The organism is Rhodomicrobium sp. (genome assembly GCF_047605405.1).
GTDB lineage: Bacteria > Pseudomonadota > Alphaproteobacteria > Rhizobiales > Rhodomicrobiaceae > Rhodomicrobium > Rhodomicrobium lacus.
On the sequence record NZ_JASGFR010000058.1, the window covers coordinates 1 to 16,072 of the forward strand.

At 63.6% G+C, this 16,072-nt stretch carries 16 protein-coding genes and 1 other RNA gene; 6 read left to right on the forward strand and 11 right to left on the reverse strand.

The genetic code is table 11. The features are described from left to right. Window positions 1-199: 199 nt before the first annotated feature. The 7 genes from serS to gatC form a co-directional block, all read right to left on the reverse strand. A complete protein-coding gene (gene serS, locus QM659_RS16045) occupies window positions 200-1,687 on the reverse strand; it encodes a serine--tRNA ligase (protein WP_415189196.1) in 1,488 nt (495 codons plus the stop codon). Between the two features lie 76 nt (window positions 1,688-1,763). Beyond that, window positions 1,764-2,801, reverse strand: coding sequence for a quinone oxidoreductase family protein (locus QM659_RS16050; protein WP_415189197.1), 1,038 nt, complete (start codon window positions 2,799-2,801; stop codon window positions 1,764-1,766). A gap of 159 nt (window positions 2,802-2,960) precedes the next feature. Continuing rightward, on the reverse strand, window positions 2,961-4,436 hold the full coding sequence (gatB, locus tag QM659_RS16055) for an Asp-tRNA(Asn)/Glu-tRNA(Gln) amidotransferase subunit GatB (protein WP_415189198.1): 1,476 nt from the start codon (window positions 4,434-4,436) through the stop codon (window positions 2,961-2,963). A 48-nt stretch (window positions 4,437-4,484) separates the two neighbouring features. Next, entirely contained in the window at window positions 4,485-4,997 is a 513-nt protein-coding gene (locus tag QM659_RS16060) for a DUF2141 domain-containing protein (RefSeq protein ID WP_415189199.1), read from the reverse strand. A 145-nt stretch (window positions 4,998-5,142) separates the two neighbouring features. Continuing rightward, window positions 5,143-5,460: a chorismate mutase gene (locus tag QM659_RS16065; RefSeq protein WP_127075152.1), complete on the reverse strand. Its 318-nt coding sequence runs from the start codon at window positions 5,458-5,460 to the stop codon at window positions 5,143-5,145. Further along, the gene (gatA, locus tag QM659_RS16070; RefSeq protein ID WP_415189208.1) at window positions 5,457-7,028 is read right to left on the reverse strand and encodes an Asp-tRNA(Asn)/Glu-tRNA(Gln) amidotransferase subunit GatA; all 1,572 of its coding nucleotides are present in this window, start codon (window positions 7,026-7,028) and stop codon (window positions 5,457-5,459) included. The genes QM659_RS16065 and gatA overlap by 4 nt, the downstream gene beginning before the upstream one ends. A gap of 16 nt (window positions 7,029-7,044) precedes the next feature. Next, a complete protein-coding gene (gatC, locus tag QM659_RS16075) occupies window positions 7,045-7,341 on the reverse strand; it encodes an Asp-tRNA(Asn)/Glu-tRNA(Gln) amidotransferase subunit GatC (protein WP_415189200.1) in 297 nt (98 codons plus the stop codon). A gap of 218 nt (window positions 7,342-7,559) precedes the next feature. Between gatC and QM659_RS16080 the strand changes: the two genes are divergently transcribed. The 4 genes from QM659_RS16080 to QM659_RS16095 all read left to right on the forward strand — a co-directional run bounded on the left by QM659_RS16080 (window position 7,560) and on the right by QM659_RS16095 (window position 11,997). Next, window positions 7,560-8,951: a class II 3-deoxy-7-phosphoheptulonate synthase gene (locus tag QM659_RS16080; protein WP_415189201.1), complete on the forward strand. Its 1,392-nt coding sequence runs from the start codon at window positions 7,560-7,562 to the stop codon at window positions 8,949-8,951. Window positions 8,952-8,971: 20 nt separating this feature from the next. Next, window positions 8,972-9,913, forward strand: a complete 942-nt coding sequence (locus tag QM659_RS16085; protein WP_415189202.1) for an NADP-dependent oxidoreductase — start codon at window positions 8,972-8,974, stop codon at window positions 9,911-9,913. 351 nt (window positions 9,914-10,264) lie between these two features. Next, window positions 10,265-11,356, forward strand: coding sequence for a hypothetical protein (locus QM659_RS16090; RefSeq protein WP_415189203.1), 1,092 nt, complete (start codon window positions 10,265-10,267; stop codon window positions 11,354-11,356). Window positions 11,357-11,664: 308 nt separating this feature from the next. Beyond that, window positions 11,665-11,997, forward strand: a complete 333-nt coding sequence (locus QM659_RS16095; protein WP_415189204.1) for a hypothetical protein — start codon at window positions 11,665-11,667, stop codon at window positions 11,995-11,997. Between the two features lie 24 nt (window positions 11,998-12,021). Here the strand turns inward: QM659_RS16095 and QM659_RS16100 are convergent, their stop codons facing one another. The 3 genes from QM659_RS16100 to ssrS all read right to left on the reverse strand — a co-directional run bounded on the left by QM659_RS16100 (window position 12,022) and on the right by ssrS (window position 13,667). Further along, entirely contained in the window at window positions 12,022-12,879 is an 858-nt protein-coding gene (locus QM659_RS16100; protein WP_415189205.1) for a TIGR00282 family metallophosphoesterase, read from the reverse strand. Continuing rightward, window positions 12,879-13,487 (reverse strand): 5-formyltetrahydrofolate cyclo-ligase, encoded by a 609-nt coding sequence (locus tag QM659_RS16105; protein ID WP_415189206.1) that lies wholly within the window; start codon window positions 13,485-13,487, stop codon window positions 12,879-12,881. Before QM659_RS16105 ends, QM659_RS16100 begins: the two co-directional genes overlap by 1 nt. A gap of 17 nt (window positions 13,488-13,504) precedes the next feature. After that, window positions 13,505-13,667: non-coding RNA, 6S RNA (ssrS, locus tag QM659_RS16110), on the reverse strand. A 142-nt stretch (window positions 13,668-13,809) separates the two neighbouring features. On the opposite strand from ssrS, the gene QM659_RS16115 reads away from it, so the two are divergent. After that, window positions 13,810-14,199, forward strand: coding sequence for a DoxX family protein (locus QM659_RS16115; protein ID WP_303487686.1), 390 nt, complete (start codon window positions 13,810-13,812; stop codon window positions 14,197-14,199). A gap of 19 nt (window positions 14,200-14,218) precedes the next feature. Here QM659_RS16115 and QM659_RS16120 read toward each other — a convergent pair whose 3' ends face one another. Next, the gene (locus QM659_RS16120; RefSeq protein WP_127075171.1) at window positions 14,219-14,572 is read right to left on the reverse strand and encodes a cell division protein ZapA; all 354 of its coding nucleotides are present in this window, start codon (window positions 14,570-14,572) and stop codon (window positions 14,219-14,221) included. 397 nt (window positions 14,573-14,969) lie between these two features. Here QM659_RS16120 and QM659_RS16125 point away from each other — a divergent pair. After that, window positions 14,970-16,072: MFS transporter (locus QM659_RS16125; RefSeq protein ID WP_415189207.1), on the forward strand; the 1,103-nt coding region annotated here is incomplete at its 3' end.

Genomic DNA, 16,072 nt, shown 5'->3' on the forward strand with positions numbered 1-16,072 from the left:
GCTAAAACGCGAATGTGCCCACCATCGATAAATATCGCAACTCTCATGATAGCAAACAAATTAAAAGCTCCCAAAGCTGGTCGCTTTAGGAGCTTAAGATAAATGCCCGCCTACGGGCGTGCGGATATATACTAGATATAGGACATTGCGGCATCCATTGCGGCATCCAGTGTCAATATGCTTCGGCGCGCCAGCGCCCTTATACACCGATGCGGGTGATGCCGCCCATATAGGGCAGGAGCGCATCCGGCACGCGGATGGAGCCGTCCGCCTCCTGATAGTTTTCGATGACGGCGATAAGCGCGCGGCCGACCGCGAGGCCGGAGCCGTTCAGCGTGTGGACGAACTGCACGTCCTTCGCGTCTTTGGCGCGGAAGCGCGCCTGCATGCGCCGCGCCTGGAAGTCGCCGCAGTTCGACACGCTCGAAATCTCGCGATAAGCGCCCTGCCCCGGCAGCCACACCTCTATGTCGTGCGTCTTGCGCGAGCCGAAACCCGTGTCGCCCGCGCAGAGCACGACGACGCGATAAGGCAGGCCGAGCCGCTTCAGGATCTCCTCGGCGCAGGCGGTCATGCGCGCATGTTCGGCGGGCGAGGCTTCGGGCGTCGTGATCGACACCATCTCGACCTTGTAGAACTGGTGCTGGCGGATCATGCCGCGCGTGTCGCGGCCAGCCGCGCCCGCTTCCGCGCGGAAGCACGGCGTCAGCGCGGTGAAGCGCAGCGGCAGGTCGGCTTCGGCAAGGATGCTCTCGCGCACGAGGTTCGTCAGCGGCACCTCGGCGGTGGGGATGAGACAGAAAGCAGAGGCAAGCCATTCTTGCTCACCATCTAAAGCCAAGCGCTTTAGCGTTGCTTCATCGCCACTTTTTTGAGCTTCAGCAAGTTTCTCCGCGTACGAAATCTGCGCTACTCTGAGCAACTCGCCGCCCGCAAGGCCGGGGTATACAGAAAATTGGTCGTCTACAAATTTGGGGAACTGTGCTGTACCGAACATCGCTTCAGAGCGAACCAGCAACGGCGGGTTCACCTCGGTATAGCCGTGCTCGCTCGTCTGCACGTCGAGCATGAACTGGCCGAGCGCGCGCTCAAGCCGCGCAAGCTGGCCCTTCAGCACCGTGAAGCGCGCGCCGGAAATCTTCGCCGCCGCCTCGAAATCCATGAGGCCCAACGCCTCGCCCAGCTCAAAATGCTGCTTCGGCGCGAAGCCCTCGGCGGCGAAGTCGCGGGGGCTCCCGACGCGGCGAAGCTCGACATTCTCGCTCTCGTCCCTGCCGTCCGGCACCTCGGGCGCGGGCAGCAGCATGTTCGGGATGCCCGCCAGCAGCGCCGTGAGGCCTGCGTCAAGCTCGCGCTCCTTCGCCTCGCCAGCCGCAATCGCGCCCTTCAGCTCCGCCACCTCGGCCATCAGCGCTTCGGCCTTCGCCGGATCGCCGCCCTTGCCCTTCGCCTTGCCGATCTCCTTCGACGCCGCATTGCGCCGCGCCTGCAAATCCTGCAACGCCTTCTTGTGCGCGCGAAGCTCCTCGTCGAGCGCGAGCACGGTGGACGACAGCGGCTCCGCGCCCCGGCGTGCGAGGCCCTGATCGAAGTCGGCGGGGTTCTCACGGATCCATTTCAGGTCGAGCACGGAAGGTCTCCCAAAGAAGCATGGCCGGGAACGCCCCGGCCATCGAACAAGTTGCATCAGCTATAGAAGGCTCGCGCGCCAGCGTAAAGACGGTGCGCCGCCCTTATGCGAGCGAAGGGCAGCGCCGCAGCGATCAGTGATCGCCGGTGGTGCTCCGATGTGCGGACGGCACGCGCCGCGTCGCATAATCCGGCAGCAGCACGATGGAACCCGTCGTCTCGCGCGCTTCAAGCGCCCGGTGCGCCTCGACGGCCTCCGACAGGCGATAAACCTTGCCGATGTTGATCTTCACGCGGCGAAGTTGCACCATGTCGATGACGTCGTTCGCGTTTGCGACCAGCTGGTCGCGCGTGGCGATATAGGTGTTGAGCGTGGGCCGCGTGGCGTAGAGCGACCCCTTCTGCGACAGAAGCCCCAGTTCGAACGGTGGCACCGGCCCTGACGCGTTGCCGAAGCTCACGAACAGGCCGCGCGGGCGCAGGCAGTCGAGCGAGCCAGGGAATGTGTCCTTGCCGACCGAGTCGTAGACCACGTCGACGCCGCGCCCGCCGGTGATCTCCTTCACGCGCTCGACGAAATTTTCCGTGCGGTAATTGATGACGTGCGTGCAGCCATGCGAGCGCGCGAGCTGCGCCTTCTCGTCCGAGCCGGCCGTGCCGATGATCGTCGCGCCGATATGGTGCGCCCACTGGCTGGCGATGAGGCCGACGCCGCCCGCCGCTGCGTGCCACAGGAGCACGGTGTCCTTCTTGACCGGGTATGTTTCCTTCAGGAGATAGCGGACCGTCATGCCTTGCAGCATCATGGCCGCCGCCGTCTCATAGGGAAAATCGCTCGGGATCTTCACGAGACGGTCCGCCGGAATGAGGCGTTCCTCGGCATAGCCGCCGAGCGCGCCCGCATAGGCCACGTGGTCGCCCACCGCCAGATCCGTCACACCTTCGCCGAGCGCGACGACCTCGCCCGCGCCTTCGCTGCCCGGCGTGAACGGAAAGGACGGCTGCGGGTAAAGCCCCGTGCGATGATACACGTCGATGTAATTGACGCCCGCCGCGTGCTGGCGGATCTTTACCTGACCGGGGCCGGGCGCGCCGACCTCGACTTCCTCCCATCGGAGGACATCGGGGCCGCCATAGGCGTGGATGCGGATAGCGTGGGTCGGACGCGGCATGCCTCACCTCTCGTGAAAAAGCGCGCCGGGCATTCCCGACGCGCATCTGGCCTATTTGTCGCGGTTATGCGCCATTTTTGCGCAAAAGTCGACCGGCTCCGAGGAGCCCGCGATTGCGGCGTCTCCCGGCGGTGCCTGAGCCGGACGGAGCCGGAGGCGTCAGACCTCCTCCGGCACCTGAAGCTTCTGGCGCAACAACGCGTTCACCGCGTCGGGGTTGGCCTTGCCGCCCGTGGCGCGCATCACCTGGCCCACGAACCAGCCGAGCGTCTTGGGCTTCGTCTGCACCTGCTCGACCTGCTTCGGGTTGGCGGCGATGATCTCGTCCACCACCTTCTCGATGGCGCCGGTGTCGGTCACCTGCTTCAGCCCGCGCTCCTCCACGATAGCGCCCGGCGTGCCGCCTTTTTCGAGCATGATCTCGAAGACTTCCTTCGCGATGCGGCCCGAGATGACGTTCGAGGAAATGAGGTCGATCAACTCGCCGAGTTGCACCGCCGAAATCGGGCTTTCGGTGATGTCCTTGCCCGTCTTGTTCAACGCGGCGAAGAAGTCACCCATCATCCAGTTCGCGGCGAGCTTCGGGTCGCGGCCCTTGGCGACGGCCTCGTAGAAGTCCGCCGAGGCGCGATCCGAGATCAGCACGCCCGCGTCATAAGCCGAAAGCGCGTAGTCGCTCATGAAGCGCGCGCGCTTCTCGTCCGGCAGTTCCGGCAGAGCCTTGTGCAGATCCTCGACGAATTCCTTCGAGAGTTCCAGCGGCAGCAGATCCGGGTCCGGGAAATAGCGGTAGTCGTGCGCCTCTTCCTTCGAGCGCATGGAGCGCGTCTTGCCCGACTTCGCATCGAACAGCCGCGTTTCCTGCTTGATCGTACCGCCGTCCTCCAACACGTCGATCTGACGGCGCGCCTCGTATTCGATGGCCTGCCCGATGAAGCGGATCGAGTTCACGTTCTTGATCTCGCAGCGCGTACCGAGCGGCGCGCCCGGCTTCCTCACGGACACGTTCACGTCCGCGCGCATGCTGCCCTCTTCCATGTTGCCGTCGCACGTGCCGAGATAGCGCAGGATCGTGCGAAGTTTCGTGATGTAGGCCTTCGCCTCCTCCGACGAGCGGATGTCCGGCTTCGAGACGATTTCCATCAGCGCGACGCCCGAGCGGTTCAGGTCCACATAGGAATAGTTGGGGTCCTGATCGTGGAGGCTCTTGCCCGCGTCCTGCTCAAGGTGCAGGCGCTCGATGCCGACATCGAAGGAATATTCCTTCAGATCCACCGTAACGACGCCCTCGCCGACGATCGGGTGTTTGAACTGCGAAATCTGATAGCCCGGCGGCAGATCGGGGTAGAAGTAGTTCTTGCGGTCGAACACGGAGCGGCGATTGATCTGCGCCTTGAGGCCGAGGCCGGTGCGGATCGCCTGCTTCACGCACTCCTCGTTGATGACGGGCAGCATGCCGGGCATCGCCGCGTCCACGAGGCTGACATGGCTGTTCGGCTCGCCGCCAAAGGCCGCCGACGCGCCGGAAAAAAGCTTCGCGTTGGAAAGCACCTGCGCGTGCACTTCCATGCCCACGATCACTTCCCAAGGGCCCGTCGCGCCGTCGATGAGGTTTTCTTTTCTCGTGTCTGCCATGGGTTTCGTCCGAAGTCCGGTTAAATGAAGCGGGTTCGCCTTCGCGCGCTAGAGGCGCGGCGGATAGCGAAGCCCGATGACAAGCGTTCTCGGCGCGGCGAGCGCAAAGCGCGCCTTGTAGAACCCGATCCGCGCCGCGACGGGGTTCACATCTTCGGGAAGCGTCTGGCTGAAACCGCGTCCCTCGACGGGCCGCCTGAAAAGGCCGGTGTCGAAAATGCCGTTGCTGTTCTCGTCGTGGAACACGAACACCGCGTAGTCGCCTTCAGGGATATGCGGGAAGGTGTAGGACACGGTGAGGTTCTGCAGGCTGCCTATGGAGCGGATGCACACCGGGAAATTCGCGAAGTCGCAGAGCGGGTCGCCGGGGCGCTCGTCGCGGAACTGGACCTTGGTGTGGTCCGGATATTTCGAGGAGTCCGCCGTGTCGGCCCAGAGCGCGAGAACCACGCGGCCCTTGTAGCTGCGAAGGCCCGAGACATCGACGCGCAGATCCGCGAAATCGTCCGCGAGCGCGGGCAAGGCTCCGGCCAGGGCCGCAAGCGTAATGCCAAAACGCACGGCAAGTCGCCTCGCGCCGACGCCCGCGTGACGGGCTTCGGAACTGACCGCCGGGCCGCGCGCGCGCCACCTGCCCCGATCCCGCTGCGGAACAGCGAAGGGCGACGGCGCGCGTCGAAGTATGCGGTCAGGGCGAGCCATCGCGTCAGTCCTTCGGCTCTCCGCGTTTCGCGAGTTTCTCTTCCTCGTACTGAATAAACCAGCCGATCATCTGACGCCAGAGCGCAACGGCCAGTTCCGGTGGCAGGCCGCGTTCCTTCGCGCGCGCCTCCACCCTGTCGATGACCTGCCGGATGCGCCACGGCACCGTCGCCTCATGCGTGTTCTTTTTCAATTGCCAGGCGCGGTCCACATAGGAAAAGCGCTCGGCGACGAGGTCGAGGATGGCGTCATCCACGCGGTCGATTTCCACGCGAACCTGATCCATGTTCTCGCAATCGGCGGCTTTACGGGGCGTCGTCATTTTTTCCTTGTCGCTTTCTTCTCTGGCGCGCTTTCGGTGGCTCCGGCCTTCTTCTTCGCCTTGGCTTCGGGCTTGCCGGCCTCCCCCGCCCACCAGGGTTCCGGGACGGGCATGCGCCCCACGGCATCCTCGATGACCTGCCCGGCGCGCAGCACCGTCGCTTCGTCGAACGGCTTGCCGATGATCTGAAGGCCGAGCGGCAACCCTTCCGCCGAGAGACCGCCCGGCACCGAAAGGCCCGGGAGCCCCGCCATGTTCACGGTCACGGTGAAGATGTCGTTCAGATACATCTCTACAGGGTCCGCGTCCTTCTTCGAGCCGAGGCCGAAGGCGGGCGTCGGGGTCGTCGGCGTCAGCACCACATCGACCGTGTCGAAAGCGTCGTCGAAGTCGCGCTTGATGAGCGAGCGCACCTTCTGGGCCTTGAGATAATAGGCGTCATAATAGCCCGCCGAAAGCACATAAGTGCCGATGAGGATGCGCCGCTTCACCTCCGCGCCGAAGCCGTGGCTGCGCGTTTCCTCATACATGTCCACGATATCGCGGCCATCGGCGCGCAAGCCGTAGCGCACGCCGTCATAACGCGCGAGGTTGGACGACGCCTCTGCGGGAGCCACGATGTAATAGGCCGGAAGCGCCGCATGCGTGTGCGGCAGGCTGATGTCCACGATCTCCGCGCCCGCCTGGCGGAAGATGTCGATGCCTTTTTCCCAGAGAGCGTCGATCTCCTTCGACATGCCTTCGACGCGGTATTCCTTCGGCACGCCGATCTTGAGGCCCTTGAACTTCTGCGTGAGCGCCTTTTCGAGGTCGGGCAGCGGACGGTCGACGCTGGTCGAATCCTTCAGATCGTAGCTCGCCATCGCCTGAAGCATCAGCGCCGCGTCCTTGATGGAACGCGTGATCGGTCCCGCCTGATCGAGCGAAGAGGCGAACGCCACCATGCCGTAGCGCGAGCAGCGGCCATAGGTCGGCTTGATGCCGACTGTGCCGGTGAAGGCGGCGGGCTGGCGGATCGAGCCGCCGGTATCAGATGCAGTCGCGGCCATGCAGAGACTTGCCGCCACCGCCGCCGACGATCCGCCCGACGATCCGCCCGGCACGAGGTTTTCGTCCGACCCTTTCGCGCGCCACGGGTTGACCGTCTGGCCGTAATAGCTCGTCTCCGTGGAAGAGCCCATGGCGAACTCATCCATGTTGAGCTTGCCGAGCATCACCGCGCCCGCATCCCATAAATTCTGCGTGACCGTCGATTCATACGGCGGCTCGAACGTGCCGAGAATATGCGAACCGGCCGTCGTGCGGACGCCGTCCGTGCAGAACAGATCCTTGATGCCGAGCGGGATGCCTTCGAGCGGGCGCGCTTGCTTTCCCTTGCCCGAGAGCAGCTCGTCGCTCTTCTTCGCCTGTTCAAGCGCCCTGTCGGCGGTGACGACGAGATACGCCTTCAGCGCGTCGTTGCCCGCATCGATGGCGGAAAGGCACGCTTCGGTGAGTTCGGTGGCGGTGATCTCCTTGGCGCGGAGCTTGTCGCGCGCGTCGGAAAGCGTCAGTTCGTTCAGCGACATGGTGTTCGACATGGGGCTATTCGATGACCTTCGGAACGAGGAAAAAGCCGTCTTCGGATTTGGGTGCGTTCTTGAGCACGTCGGCGGGCTTGTTGCCGTCCGTCACCACATCCTCGCGCATATGAAGCTTCGCTCCACCGAGGCTCGTCAGCGGCTCGACGCCGTCCGTCGGGATCGCGTTCAGTTCTTCCACCCACGAGAGGATGCCGTTCAGTTCGCGTTGAAGGCTCTTCGCCTCTTCCGCGGTAACCTTCACACGGGCGAGATGCGCGATCCGCAACACCGTCGCTTCATCGATTTCGGATTTTGCCATTTTGGGATTTTGCCGACGATTAGGCTGAAAATAGTCAAACTTTTTGTACGCCGGTTCAGCTTCGCTCCGCAACACTCTATTGCGAGACCCATTTCGAGAATGGGCCATTTGCAAACCGAAATCGTAAAAGTTGTCGGAACGCCTCACAATCCTTATAACACGGCTTGGGAAATGGGACTGTAGGGCGCAAGCGTTTGCTGGCGCGAAGGAGCTTGATAATGTCATCGCCGCGTTGGACGCCGGAAAGCTGGAGATCAAAACCTGTCGAGCAGGTTCCGGTGTATCCCGACGAAGCTGAGCTTGCTGCGGTCGAGAAGGAGCTTGCGAGCTTCCCGCCGCTCGTGTTCGCGGGCGAGGCGCGCGGCTTGCAAAAAGGCCTCGCCGAAGTGGCGCAGGGCCGCGGCTTCCTGCTTCAGGGCGGCGACTGCGCGGAAAGCTTCTCCGAACATGGCGCGGATTCCATCCGCGACTTCTTCCGCGTGTTCCTGCAAATGGCCGTGGTGCTGACCTATGCCGGAAGCCGTCCGGTGGTGAAGGTCGGACGCATCGCGGGCCAGTTCGCGAAGCCGCGTTCCGCGCCGACCGAAAAGCACGGCGATGTGGAGCTTCCGAGCTATCGCGGCGACATCATCAACGACATCGCCTTCACGCCGGAAGCGCGCATTCCCGATCCGCGCCGCCTGCTCAAGGCCTATCGCCAGTCGGCGGCGACGCTGAACCTGCTGCGTGCCTTCGCTCAGGGCGGCTACGCCGATCTCGAACGCGTGCACCAGTGGACGCTCGGCTTCGTCAAGGACAGCCCGGCGGGCGAGCGCTACGAAGAGCTTGCGAACCGCATCTCCGACACGCTGCAATTCATGCGCGCCTGCGGTGTCACGTCCGATAATTCGGAGCGGCTGCGCACGACCGACTTCTACACGAGCCACGAGGCGCTGCTTCTCGGCTACGAGCAGGCGTTCGCACGCGTCGATTCGACGAGCGGCAACTGGTATGCCACGTCAGGCCACTTCCTGTGGATCGGCGACCGCACGCGCCAGCTCGACCATGCGCATGTCGAGTTCCTGCGCGGCATCCGGAACCCCATCGGCGTCAAGATCGGTCCGAGCATGAAGCCGGACGAACTCGTCGACCTGATCGACATTTTGAACCCGACGAACGAACCGGGCCGCCTCACCCTCATCGCGCGTTTCGGCGCGGAGAAGGTGGGCAAATATCTGCCGGACCTGATCCGCGCGGTGAAGCGCGAAGGCAAGATCGTGATCTGGTCCTGCGATCCGATGCACGGCAACACCGTCAAATCCGCGAGCGGCTACAAGACGCGCCCGTTTAATCAGGTACTCGCCGAGGTCGAAACCTTCTTCGACATCTGTCAGGCGGAGGGCGTCTATCCGGGCGGCCTGCATGTGGAAATGACCGGCAAGGACGTGACCGAGTGCACCGGCGGCGCGCATTCGATCTCGGACGCCGATCTGTCGAACCGCTACCACACCTATTGCGATCCGCGCCTCAACGCCGATCAGGCGCTGGAGCTGGCGTTCCTTGTCGCCGAGCGCCTGCGCCGCGACCGCTCGCTGCATGAGGCGAAGGCCGTGTTTTTCGCAGCGGAATAGCCGCACAACGGGGCAGAGAGATGCGCGCGATCGTTCTGGAGCAGTTCGGGCCGATCGATAATCTGAAGGAAGCGGAGGTGCCAATCCCGGTTCCTTCGGCGGGCGAGGTTCTGATCAAGATCTCGGCCGTCAGCGTCAATCCCATCGATTACAAGACCCGGCAAGGCAAAGGGGCGAACAATTGGACGTCCTTCGTCCTGCCGGAGATCCTCGGATGGGATCTTTCAGGCACCGTCGTCGCGCTCGGCGCAGACGTGACAGAATGGAAGGTCGGAGACGAGGTCTTCGGGTCCATCGGTTTTCCCGGTCTCGGCAGAGTTGACGCTGAGTACGCCGTCGCGCAGGCGGGCCATCTCGCGCGGAAGCCCTCAGCCATCCGGCATGAGGAAGCGGCCGCGGCGTCCATGGCGGGGCTGACCGCTTGGCAGGCTCTGACGCGCCTCACCCGTCCCGAACGCGGGCAGCGCGTGCTCGTGCATGCCGCTTCAGGCGGCGTGGGACATATGGCCGTGCAGATTGCCAAGGCGTTCGGCGCTCATGTCACCGGCACGTCTTCCTCCGCGAACCGGGATTTCGTGCTGTCGCTTGGCGCTGATGCGCATATCGATTATCGCAGCCTTGGCATCGAAGACTACCCACACGATTTCGACTTCGTCTTCGATCCCCTCGGCGGTGACGCGACCTTCCGCTCGCTCGACCTCGTCAAGAAAGGCGGCACGGTTGTCAGCATCCTGCCGCAGCACGGCCCACGCATTTTCGCGGAAGCAGCCGCAAAGGGCGTTGCGTTCGACTTCGTGCTGATGCAGTCGCGAAGCGACGACATGGGAGAGGTCGCGAAACTTCTCGCCGATGGAGCGATCCGGCCGCGTATTGCGAAGACGTTCCCGTTATCCGAATTGGGGCAAGCCCACGCGCTCTTGGAAACCGGACGCACGGCGGGCAAGATCGTGCTGACGGTATAGCTTTGCGGCGAATTTAACGGTTCTTCTCAAGCCACTCGGCGATGGCGCGGCTCGTGAGTTCGTCCTCGCGCTTGCCGCCGAGCGGTGCGCCGTCCACCGCAAGCAAGATCGGGCAATTCTTACCAGAGCATTTTTAAACCACGCTATGGTTGGGGCACAGTCTTCGCTTCTGCCACGGCAGCAGCGTTGCATGCATGCAACGCTACCGAATAATGTCCACAATCCGACCGAGCCTTGTCGATCTCCCAATCTCGCGTTGTCGCCGTGTCATGAAGGCGAACCTTAATCGAAGCTTACCCTTGCCGACGGGCATCGGCGGGGTGCAGACAAATTGGGCTTACGGAGAACACCATGAAAGAGATCGAACGCACCCTGAAAAGGGCTGCGCGGTGGGGGCTTGCTTCTCTCGCGGGGGCGACGGCGGCGATGAGCGTCGTCCCGGCAGCACACGCGGAGACATGCAGGCTTTATTCGTCGAACACCAGCACCAATACGAACGGCGGCGCCGTCGACATGGGGCTGAACTCCATGGCTTGCGGCACAAATGCGCAAGCCTGGGGAAGCGACTCGACCGCCATCGGCCGGGATTCGAGCGCGTTTGGCTTCCAGGCCACCGCCCTCGGCAATGGCGCGAACGCCGAAGACCAGAACGCAGTGGCCGTCGGTCACGATGCCTATGCGAAGCTGCAGAACTCGACTGCCATCGGGCAAAGCTCCTACGCAGGCGCGAATTCGACAGCGATCGGTCAGGATGCGGACGCCCTCTACTACTCGACGGCGCTCGGCCAAGGAGCAAACGCGTCGGGCTTCTATTCGACCGCAACCGGCCAGAATGCCAAGGCCACGGCGGAGAACGCCACGGCGATCGGCACTTCCTCACTCGCCTCAGGCGCGAACTCCACGGCCGTCGGCCAAGGTGCACGTGCGACCCATGCCAATTCCACGGCCATCGGCCAGGGCGTCGCGACTTCGCGCGATAATCAGGTAGCCGTCGGCAGCGCGACCAGCACATACACGTTCGCAGGCCTGACGTCGAACGACAGCCGCGCCGCCCAGGGTACGCCGACCTACCTCGTCACGTCGAATGCGGCGGGAGACCTCGCGACTCACTCCGCGAGCGACCTGGGACTAGCAACCACCGGCGACATCACCAAGCTCAACGCCCAGATCGGTGGACTTCAGACGCGCGACAACGAGCTTGCGGAAGGCATCGCGGTGTCGCTGGCCCTGTCGCAACCGGTGCTTCAGGCGGGACAGACTTTCGCCACGCGTGTCGGCTTTGGCAATTTCGACGGTTCTAGCGCGTTCGGTCTGACGGCCGCCGGTGTAATCGACCGTGGAACCTTCGGCTCCGGTACGTCGGTGGTTCTCGACGGAGGCTTCGGCGTCGGTTCGAAAGAGGGCGTGGTTGCTGGAAAAGCGGGCGTGACCTTCGGCTGGTAACCCTTAAAGTCTTGATAGAGCTGACGGGGGCTATCTGGTCGCCGTCAGCGCACCTATTTTCGCGATGCGAACGAGATTCCCAGACGATGCTTTTCCGTGTTTCGCCTGTCCGCGCCTTTGTCCTAAGCGTTTCATTTCTCGTGGGCTTGATCACATCGGCCGGCGCTCAGAACAAGCCGACGTTACGCCCCGAGGCTCAAGCGGGGGCGCCTCAACTTGCCCTGCCCTCTGCGGAAAAGCTTGTGCTTCTAATCCGATCGTCGCTTTTAACCCTTAACGATGCGATCGAGACGGGAAATTATACGGTCTTGCGCGACAAGTCCGCGCCATCCTTCCAACAGGCCAACACGGCTTCGAAACTCTCTCGCATCTTCGGGCATCTCGAAGTCCAGAATGTTGACCTCGCTGCCGTGGCCGTGCTCACCCCTCAACTGACCGAAGCGAAGATAGTGGGGCAGGAGCAGAGGCTGCACCTCAAGGGCGCTTTCCCGAGTCAACCGATTCAGATCAACTTCACTCTCATCCTCGAACCTGCGGGAGGACGCTGGCGGATCTTCGGACTCGCAGTGTCCGGAAACCCGCCCGCGCAGCCCTCGCCTCAGTCAAACGCCCTGATTCAGGCGCCCACATCGAAGAAATAGAACAGGAAAATCGGGGAAGAAACTTTAGCGGTTCTTCTCAAGCCACTCGGCGATGGCGCGGCTCGTGAGTTCATCCTCGCGCTTGCCGCCGAGCGGCGCGCCGTCGCGCACCGGCACGATGGACACCGCAAGCCCCGTCGCATCGTCGATCTCGATGAACGCGCCGCAGATCGTGGCGGGGCCAAGCGCCGGCGTGAACCGTCCCGACGGAATGCGCGTCAGGAAGCGATGCACCGGCTCGTCCTTCTCCATGCCGATGATGGAATCGTAATCGCCGCACATGCCGGCATCCGTGAGATAGGCGGTACCGCCAGGAAGCACGCGCGCATCCGCCGTCGGCACATGGGTGTGCGTGCCGATGACCGCGCTCACGCGACCGTCGAACGCAGCGCCGAGCGCCTGCTTCTCGGATGTCGCCTCGGCGTGGAAGTCGACGAAGATCGCGTCCGCGCCGCGCTTCAGCGGGCACGCCGTTATCTCGCGCTCGACCATCTTGAACGGGTCTTCCAGCGCGTCCATGAACACGCGGCCCATGACATTGAGCACGAGCACGTCGGCGCCGTTGGCCGCGCGAAAAAGCCCGGCGCCGAGGCCGGGCGTGCCCGAGGGAAAGTTCAGCGGACGCAGCATGCGCGGCTGACGGCCGATGAAGACGAGTGCCTCGCGCTGGTCCCACACATGGTTGCCGGTGGTGACGACGTCCGCGCCCGCGTCGAGCAGATCCTGACAGATGACTTCGGTAATGCCGAAGCCTCCCGCCGCATTTTCACCGTTCACGACCACGAAATCCGCCGCAAGCCGCGCGCGAAGACCGGGCAGCGCCTCGCAGACGGCATTGCGGCCCGCGCGGCCGAGCACATCGCCTAGAAACAGAAGGCGCATCAGGAAGCCCCGCAGATGAGGAGGCGTGTCGGCGTCAACACCATGTCGAGCGGCTGGTCCAGAGGTTCGGTAGGGATGGCGGGAAACTCCTGTTCATCGAACGCGACGCCGACCGCAAGCACGCGTCGTTCGGCACGCATCGCGCTCAGCGCCACGTCGTAAAATCCGGCGCCGTAACCGAGGCGATTGCCTCTCGCGTCGAAGGCGAGAAGCGGCACGAAAAGCACGGTTGGCTGAAGCTCATCGGCACTTTCCGGCGGTTCCAGCATCCCGAGCTTTCGGCGTTCGAGGGGCGCGCCGGAAGTCCAGCCGTGAAATGAAAGCCGTCGCGCCGGACGGGAGCGCGGCAGCGCTATCGGGTAGCCCCTCGCCTCAAGCGAGGAGAGAAGCGGCAATATGTCGAGTTCGTAACGGAAAGGATGATAACCGGCGACGACATGCTCGCCTTCAAGGCTCTCGACGAGGCGAAGCCCAGCCTCAGCGATGGTGGCGGCCGTGCTTTCGCCTGCCTGCGTCCACGCCCGGGAGCGGCGCGCAGAAGCCTCTTCACGGAGCCGGACCTTCAGCCCTGATACCGCGTCGAGGTCGTAAGTCGCTTCTGTCAGCACGAAAACCGGTCTTGAATAATGGAGCCGCGAAGGCCGTCGGGGCATTTCGATCCCCTGGGTCCCTGGCTAGCAGGTGGGCGCCGAATATCCGAGGCCAAAGCCCCGGTCAGGGTCAGCTCCCTTAAGGATCTTATAGGGCCCGGGTATTCAGTGAGCCCCTAACGCACCCCGCAGCCCTCAACATATAAATGACGCAGCTGAAAATGCTAGCCCCGACATCGGCCAAAAGCTAAAAAACATGGCGCATTTGCGCAATTCGCGTGGCGCGCGCTTTTGATGACGCGTTCTCGCTTCGACGTCCCTGTTTCGAGAAGGAGCCGCAATGACGAGCATCAATTATATGGCAGCCATCGGCCGCATCATGATGGCGCTGATATTCATTGCCTACGGTTTTTTTCATCTGCTCACGAAGGACGAAACGATTGCCCGGTTCGCCTCCATCAACATGATCGAGCCGGCGACGGTCTATTACCTCGCGACATCGGTCGAAATCTTCGGCGGTATCTTCCTCGCGCTTGGCCTCGGCACCCGTTACGTGGCGCTCATCCTCGCCATCTACACGCTCGTGGCCGCGATCGGGTTCCACAGCAATCTCGCCGACGCCAACCAGCTTCAGCACTTCATGAAGAACATCGCGCTCGCGGGCGGCCTCATTCAGGTCTTCGCGTTCGGTTCAGGCGGCTTCGCTCTGACACACCGGCGCCCGAGATAGGCGCGCGGCCAGCGAACAATTACGAGCCGTTCGAGATCCGCGGCAACGGTTCCACCCGTGCAGCCGCGGCTTCGAGCGCCCGCGAGAGGTCGCGCTGCATCGCGTGCGCGCCGCCTTCGATCACCTGATAGGCGCGGCTGTCCACGGGTTGGCGCGTGCGCTGCAATTCGGCCTGTGCCTCGGAAAGCTGGTCGGCCAGCAACAGCGCGGCCATGAGAAACAGGCGGTCGTCCTGCGCAGCCCTGGAGTTGCCCTTGAATTTCTGGATCAGCGCATCGATTTGGGCAGCCAGCTCCTGAACGCGGGATTCTTCCCCGTCGCGGCAGGCCAGTTTGAAACTCCGCCCGTTAACGAGAACCGAGACCTGGGCCATCGACGCCCTCCTTCGTTACATCACGCTCAAAGCCCGACTTTGCCGCATCGGCTCTGAGCACTCGCGGTTAAGGAACACACACAGGCGATGGTTAAGACATCACTTCAATCCACTTTTCATTATGAGCTGAAGGTCGTGAACAATTCGTAAATGCACGGACGTCGCGCCGGAGCCCGTTTCGATCCGAATCCCCCCGGGGCGGCTCGTGTCACCGCTCACCGCAGCGCCCGCGTTGACCGCATGGAAGCATTCGACTAATACCTCCTCATGAACGAGGATCGTTTCACGCTCGACATCAAAGAGCGTTAAAGCTTTTTCCGCGTACCATCCGTGCGCGAAAAGCTCTCGTCTCGCCCCGGTCGCGATTTCCTCAACTTCGTTCGAAAGCTTCAGCCCGATGAAAGCCTTCGCCCGCGCACAAGCCGCCCGCCTCGGCTGCGCCTATTTCTTTCTCGTCAACGGCCTTGCCTACGGCAGCGTCGTCGCGCGCATGCCCGCGCTCAAGATGCAGACGGGCGTGAACGACGCGCAGCTCGGGCAGGCGATCCTGTGTCTCGGCATAGGCGGGCTATGTGCGTTTCCCGTCGCGGGCGTCCTTCAGGGTCGCATCGGCTCGAAGATGCTCGTCGGGGCCGGAACCGCGCTGATGCTCGCGACGTGGCCGCTGATCGGCCTCGCCGCGGAGTGGTGGCAACTCGCTTTGACGTTTTTCGCGCTCGGATACGCCTGCGGCACGCTCGAAGTCGGCGCCGGCGTGCAAGCCGTCATGGTGGAGCGCGCGCTCGGCCGCCCGGCGATGTCGGGCTTCTTCGCCCTGTTCAGCACGGGCTGCCTTGCCGGTGCGCTCATTTCGGCCGCGGCGAGTGACATTCCCCCCGCCGCTCAATATGCCGCGCTCGCCGCCTTTTTCCTCGCGCTTCTGCCCTTTGCGATGCGCCCTCTCCTCCCCGACGCCGAAACCGAAAGCGCGGAGAAAGGCGGCCTCAGGCTGCCGCCGCTGCCGATCCTCGGCCTCGCGCTCCTGTGCCTGTGCGCGTTCCTCTCCGAAGGCGCGATCTCCGATTGGGGCGCACTCCTCATGAAGGCCGCGCATGGAAGCACCGACACCGTTGCCGCCTTAGCGTTTGCGGCCTTTTCAGCGACGATGATCGTCGGGCGTCTCGCGGGGGACAGCCTGCGCGCCCGCTATGAGATGACCGCGCTCGTGCGTGCGCTGGCCATCGTCGCCACAATCGGCATGGCGGTGGCGATGCTCGCGCCCCATCCCACGCTGGCAATTGCCGGTTTCGGGCTCGCCGGGCTGGGGCTCTCGGTGATCGCACCGGCGCTCTTCAGCGCGGCGGGCAATCATCCGGGCGTCGATCCGGGCATTGCCGTCGCCTCGATTTCGACGCTCGGCTATGGCGGCCTGCTGCTCGGGCCGTCGGTGATCGGCTTTCTCGCGCACGGCGTGGGCGTACCGGCGGCCATGCTGCTCATCGTGGCGATGTGCGCGGCGAT

What these genes read in the sequence shown, in the direction of transcription:
- QM659_RS16120 (WP_127075171.1), bottom strand. Translation starts at nt 14,572, where the DNA reads ATGGCCCAGGTCTCGGTTCTCGTTAACGGGCGGAGTTTCAAACTGGCC.
- QM659_RS16115 (WP_303487686.1), top strand. Translation starts at nt 13,810, where the DNA reads ATGACGAGCATCAATTATATGGCAGCCATCGGCCGCATCATGATGGCG.
- gatC (WP_415189200.1), bottom strand. Translation starts at nt 7,341, where the DNA reads ATGGCAAAATCCGAAATCGATGAAGCGACGGTGTTGCGGATCGCGCAT.
- QM659_RS16100 (WP_415189205.1), bottom strand. Translation starts at nt 12,879, where the DNA reads ATGCGCCTTCTGTTTCTAGGCGATGTGCTCGGCCGCGCGGGCCGCAAT.
- gatB (WP_415189198.1), bottom strand. Translation starts at nt 4,436, where the DNA reads ATGGCAGACACGAGAAAAGAAAACCTCATCGACGGCGCGACGGGCCCT.
- QM659_RS16090 (WP_415189203.1), top strand. Translation starts at nt 10,265, where the DNA reads ATGAAAGAGATCGAACGCACCCTGAAAAGGGCTGCGCGGTGGGGGCTT.
- QM659_RS16050 (WP_415189197.1), bottom strand. Translation starts at nt 2,801, where the DNA reads ATGCCGCGTCCGACCCACGCTATCCGCATCCACGCCTATGGCGGCCCC.
- QM659_RS16085 (WP_415189202.1), top strand. Translation starts at nt 8,972, where the DNA reads ATGCGCGCGATCGTTCTGGAGCAGTTCGGGCCGATCGATAATCTGAAG.
- QM659_RS16080 (WP_415189201.1), top strand. Translation starts at nt 7,560, where the DNA reads ATGTCATCGCCGCGTTGGACGCCGGAAAGCTGGAGATCAAAACCTGTC.
- QM659_RS16065 (WP_127075152.1), bottom strand. Translation starts at nt 5,460, where the DNA reads ATGACGACGCCCCGTAAAGCCGCCGATTGCGAGAACATGGATCAGGTT.
- gatA (WP_415189208.1), bottom strand. Translation starts at nt 7,028, where the DNA reads ATGTCGCTGAACGAACTGACGCTTTCCGACGCGCGCGACAAGCTCCGC.
- serS (WP_415189196.1), bottom strand. Translation starts at nt 1,687, where the DNA reads ATGCAACTTGTTCGATGGCCGGGGCGTTCCCGGCCATGCTTCTTTGGG.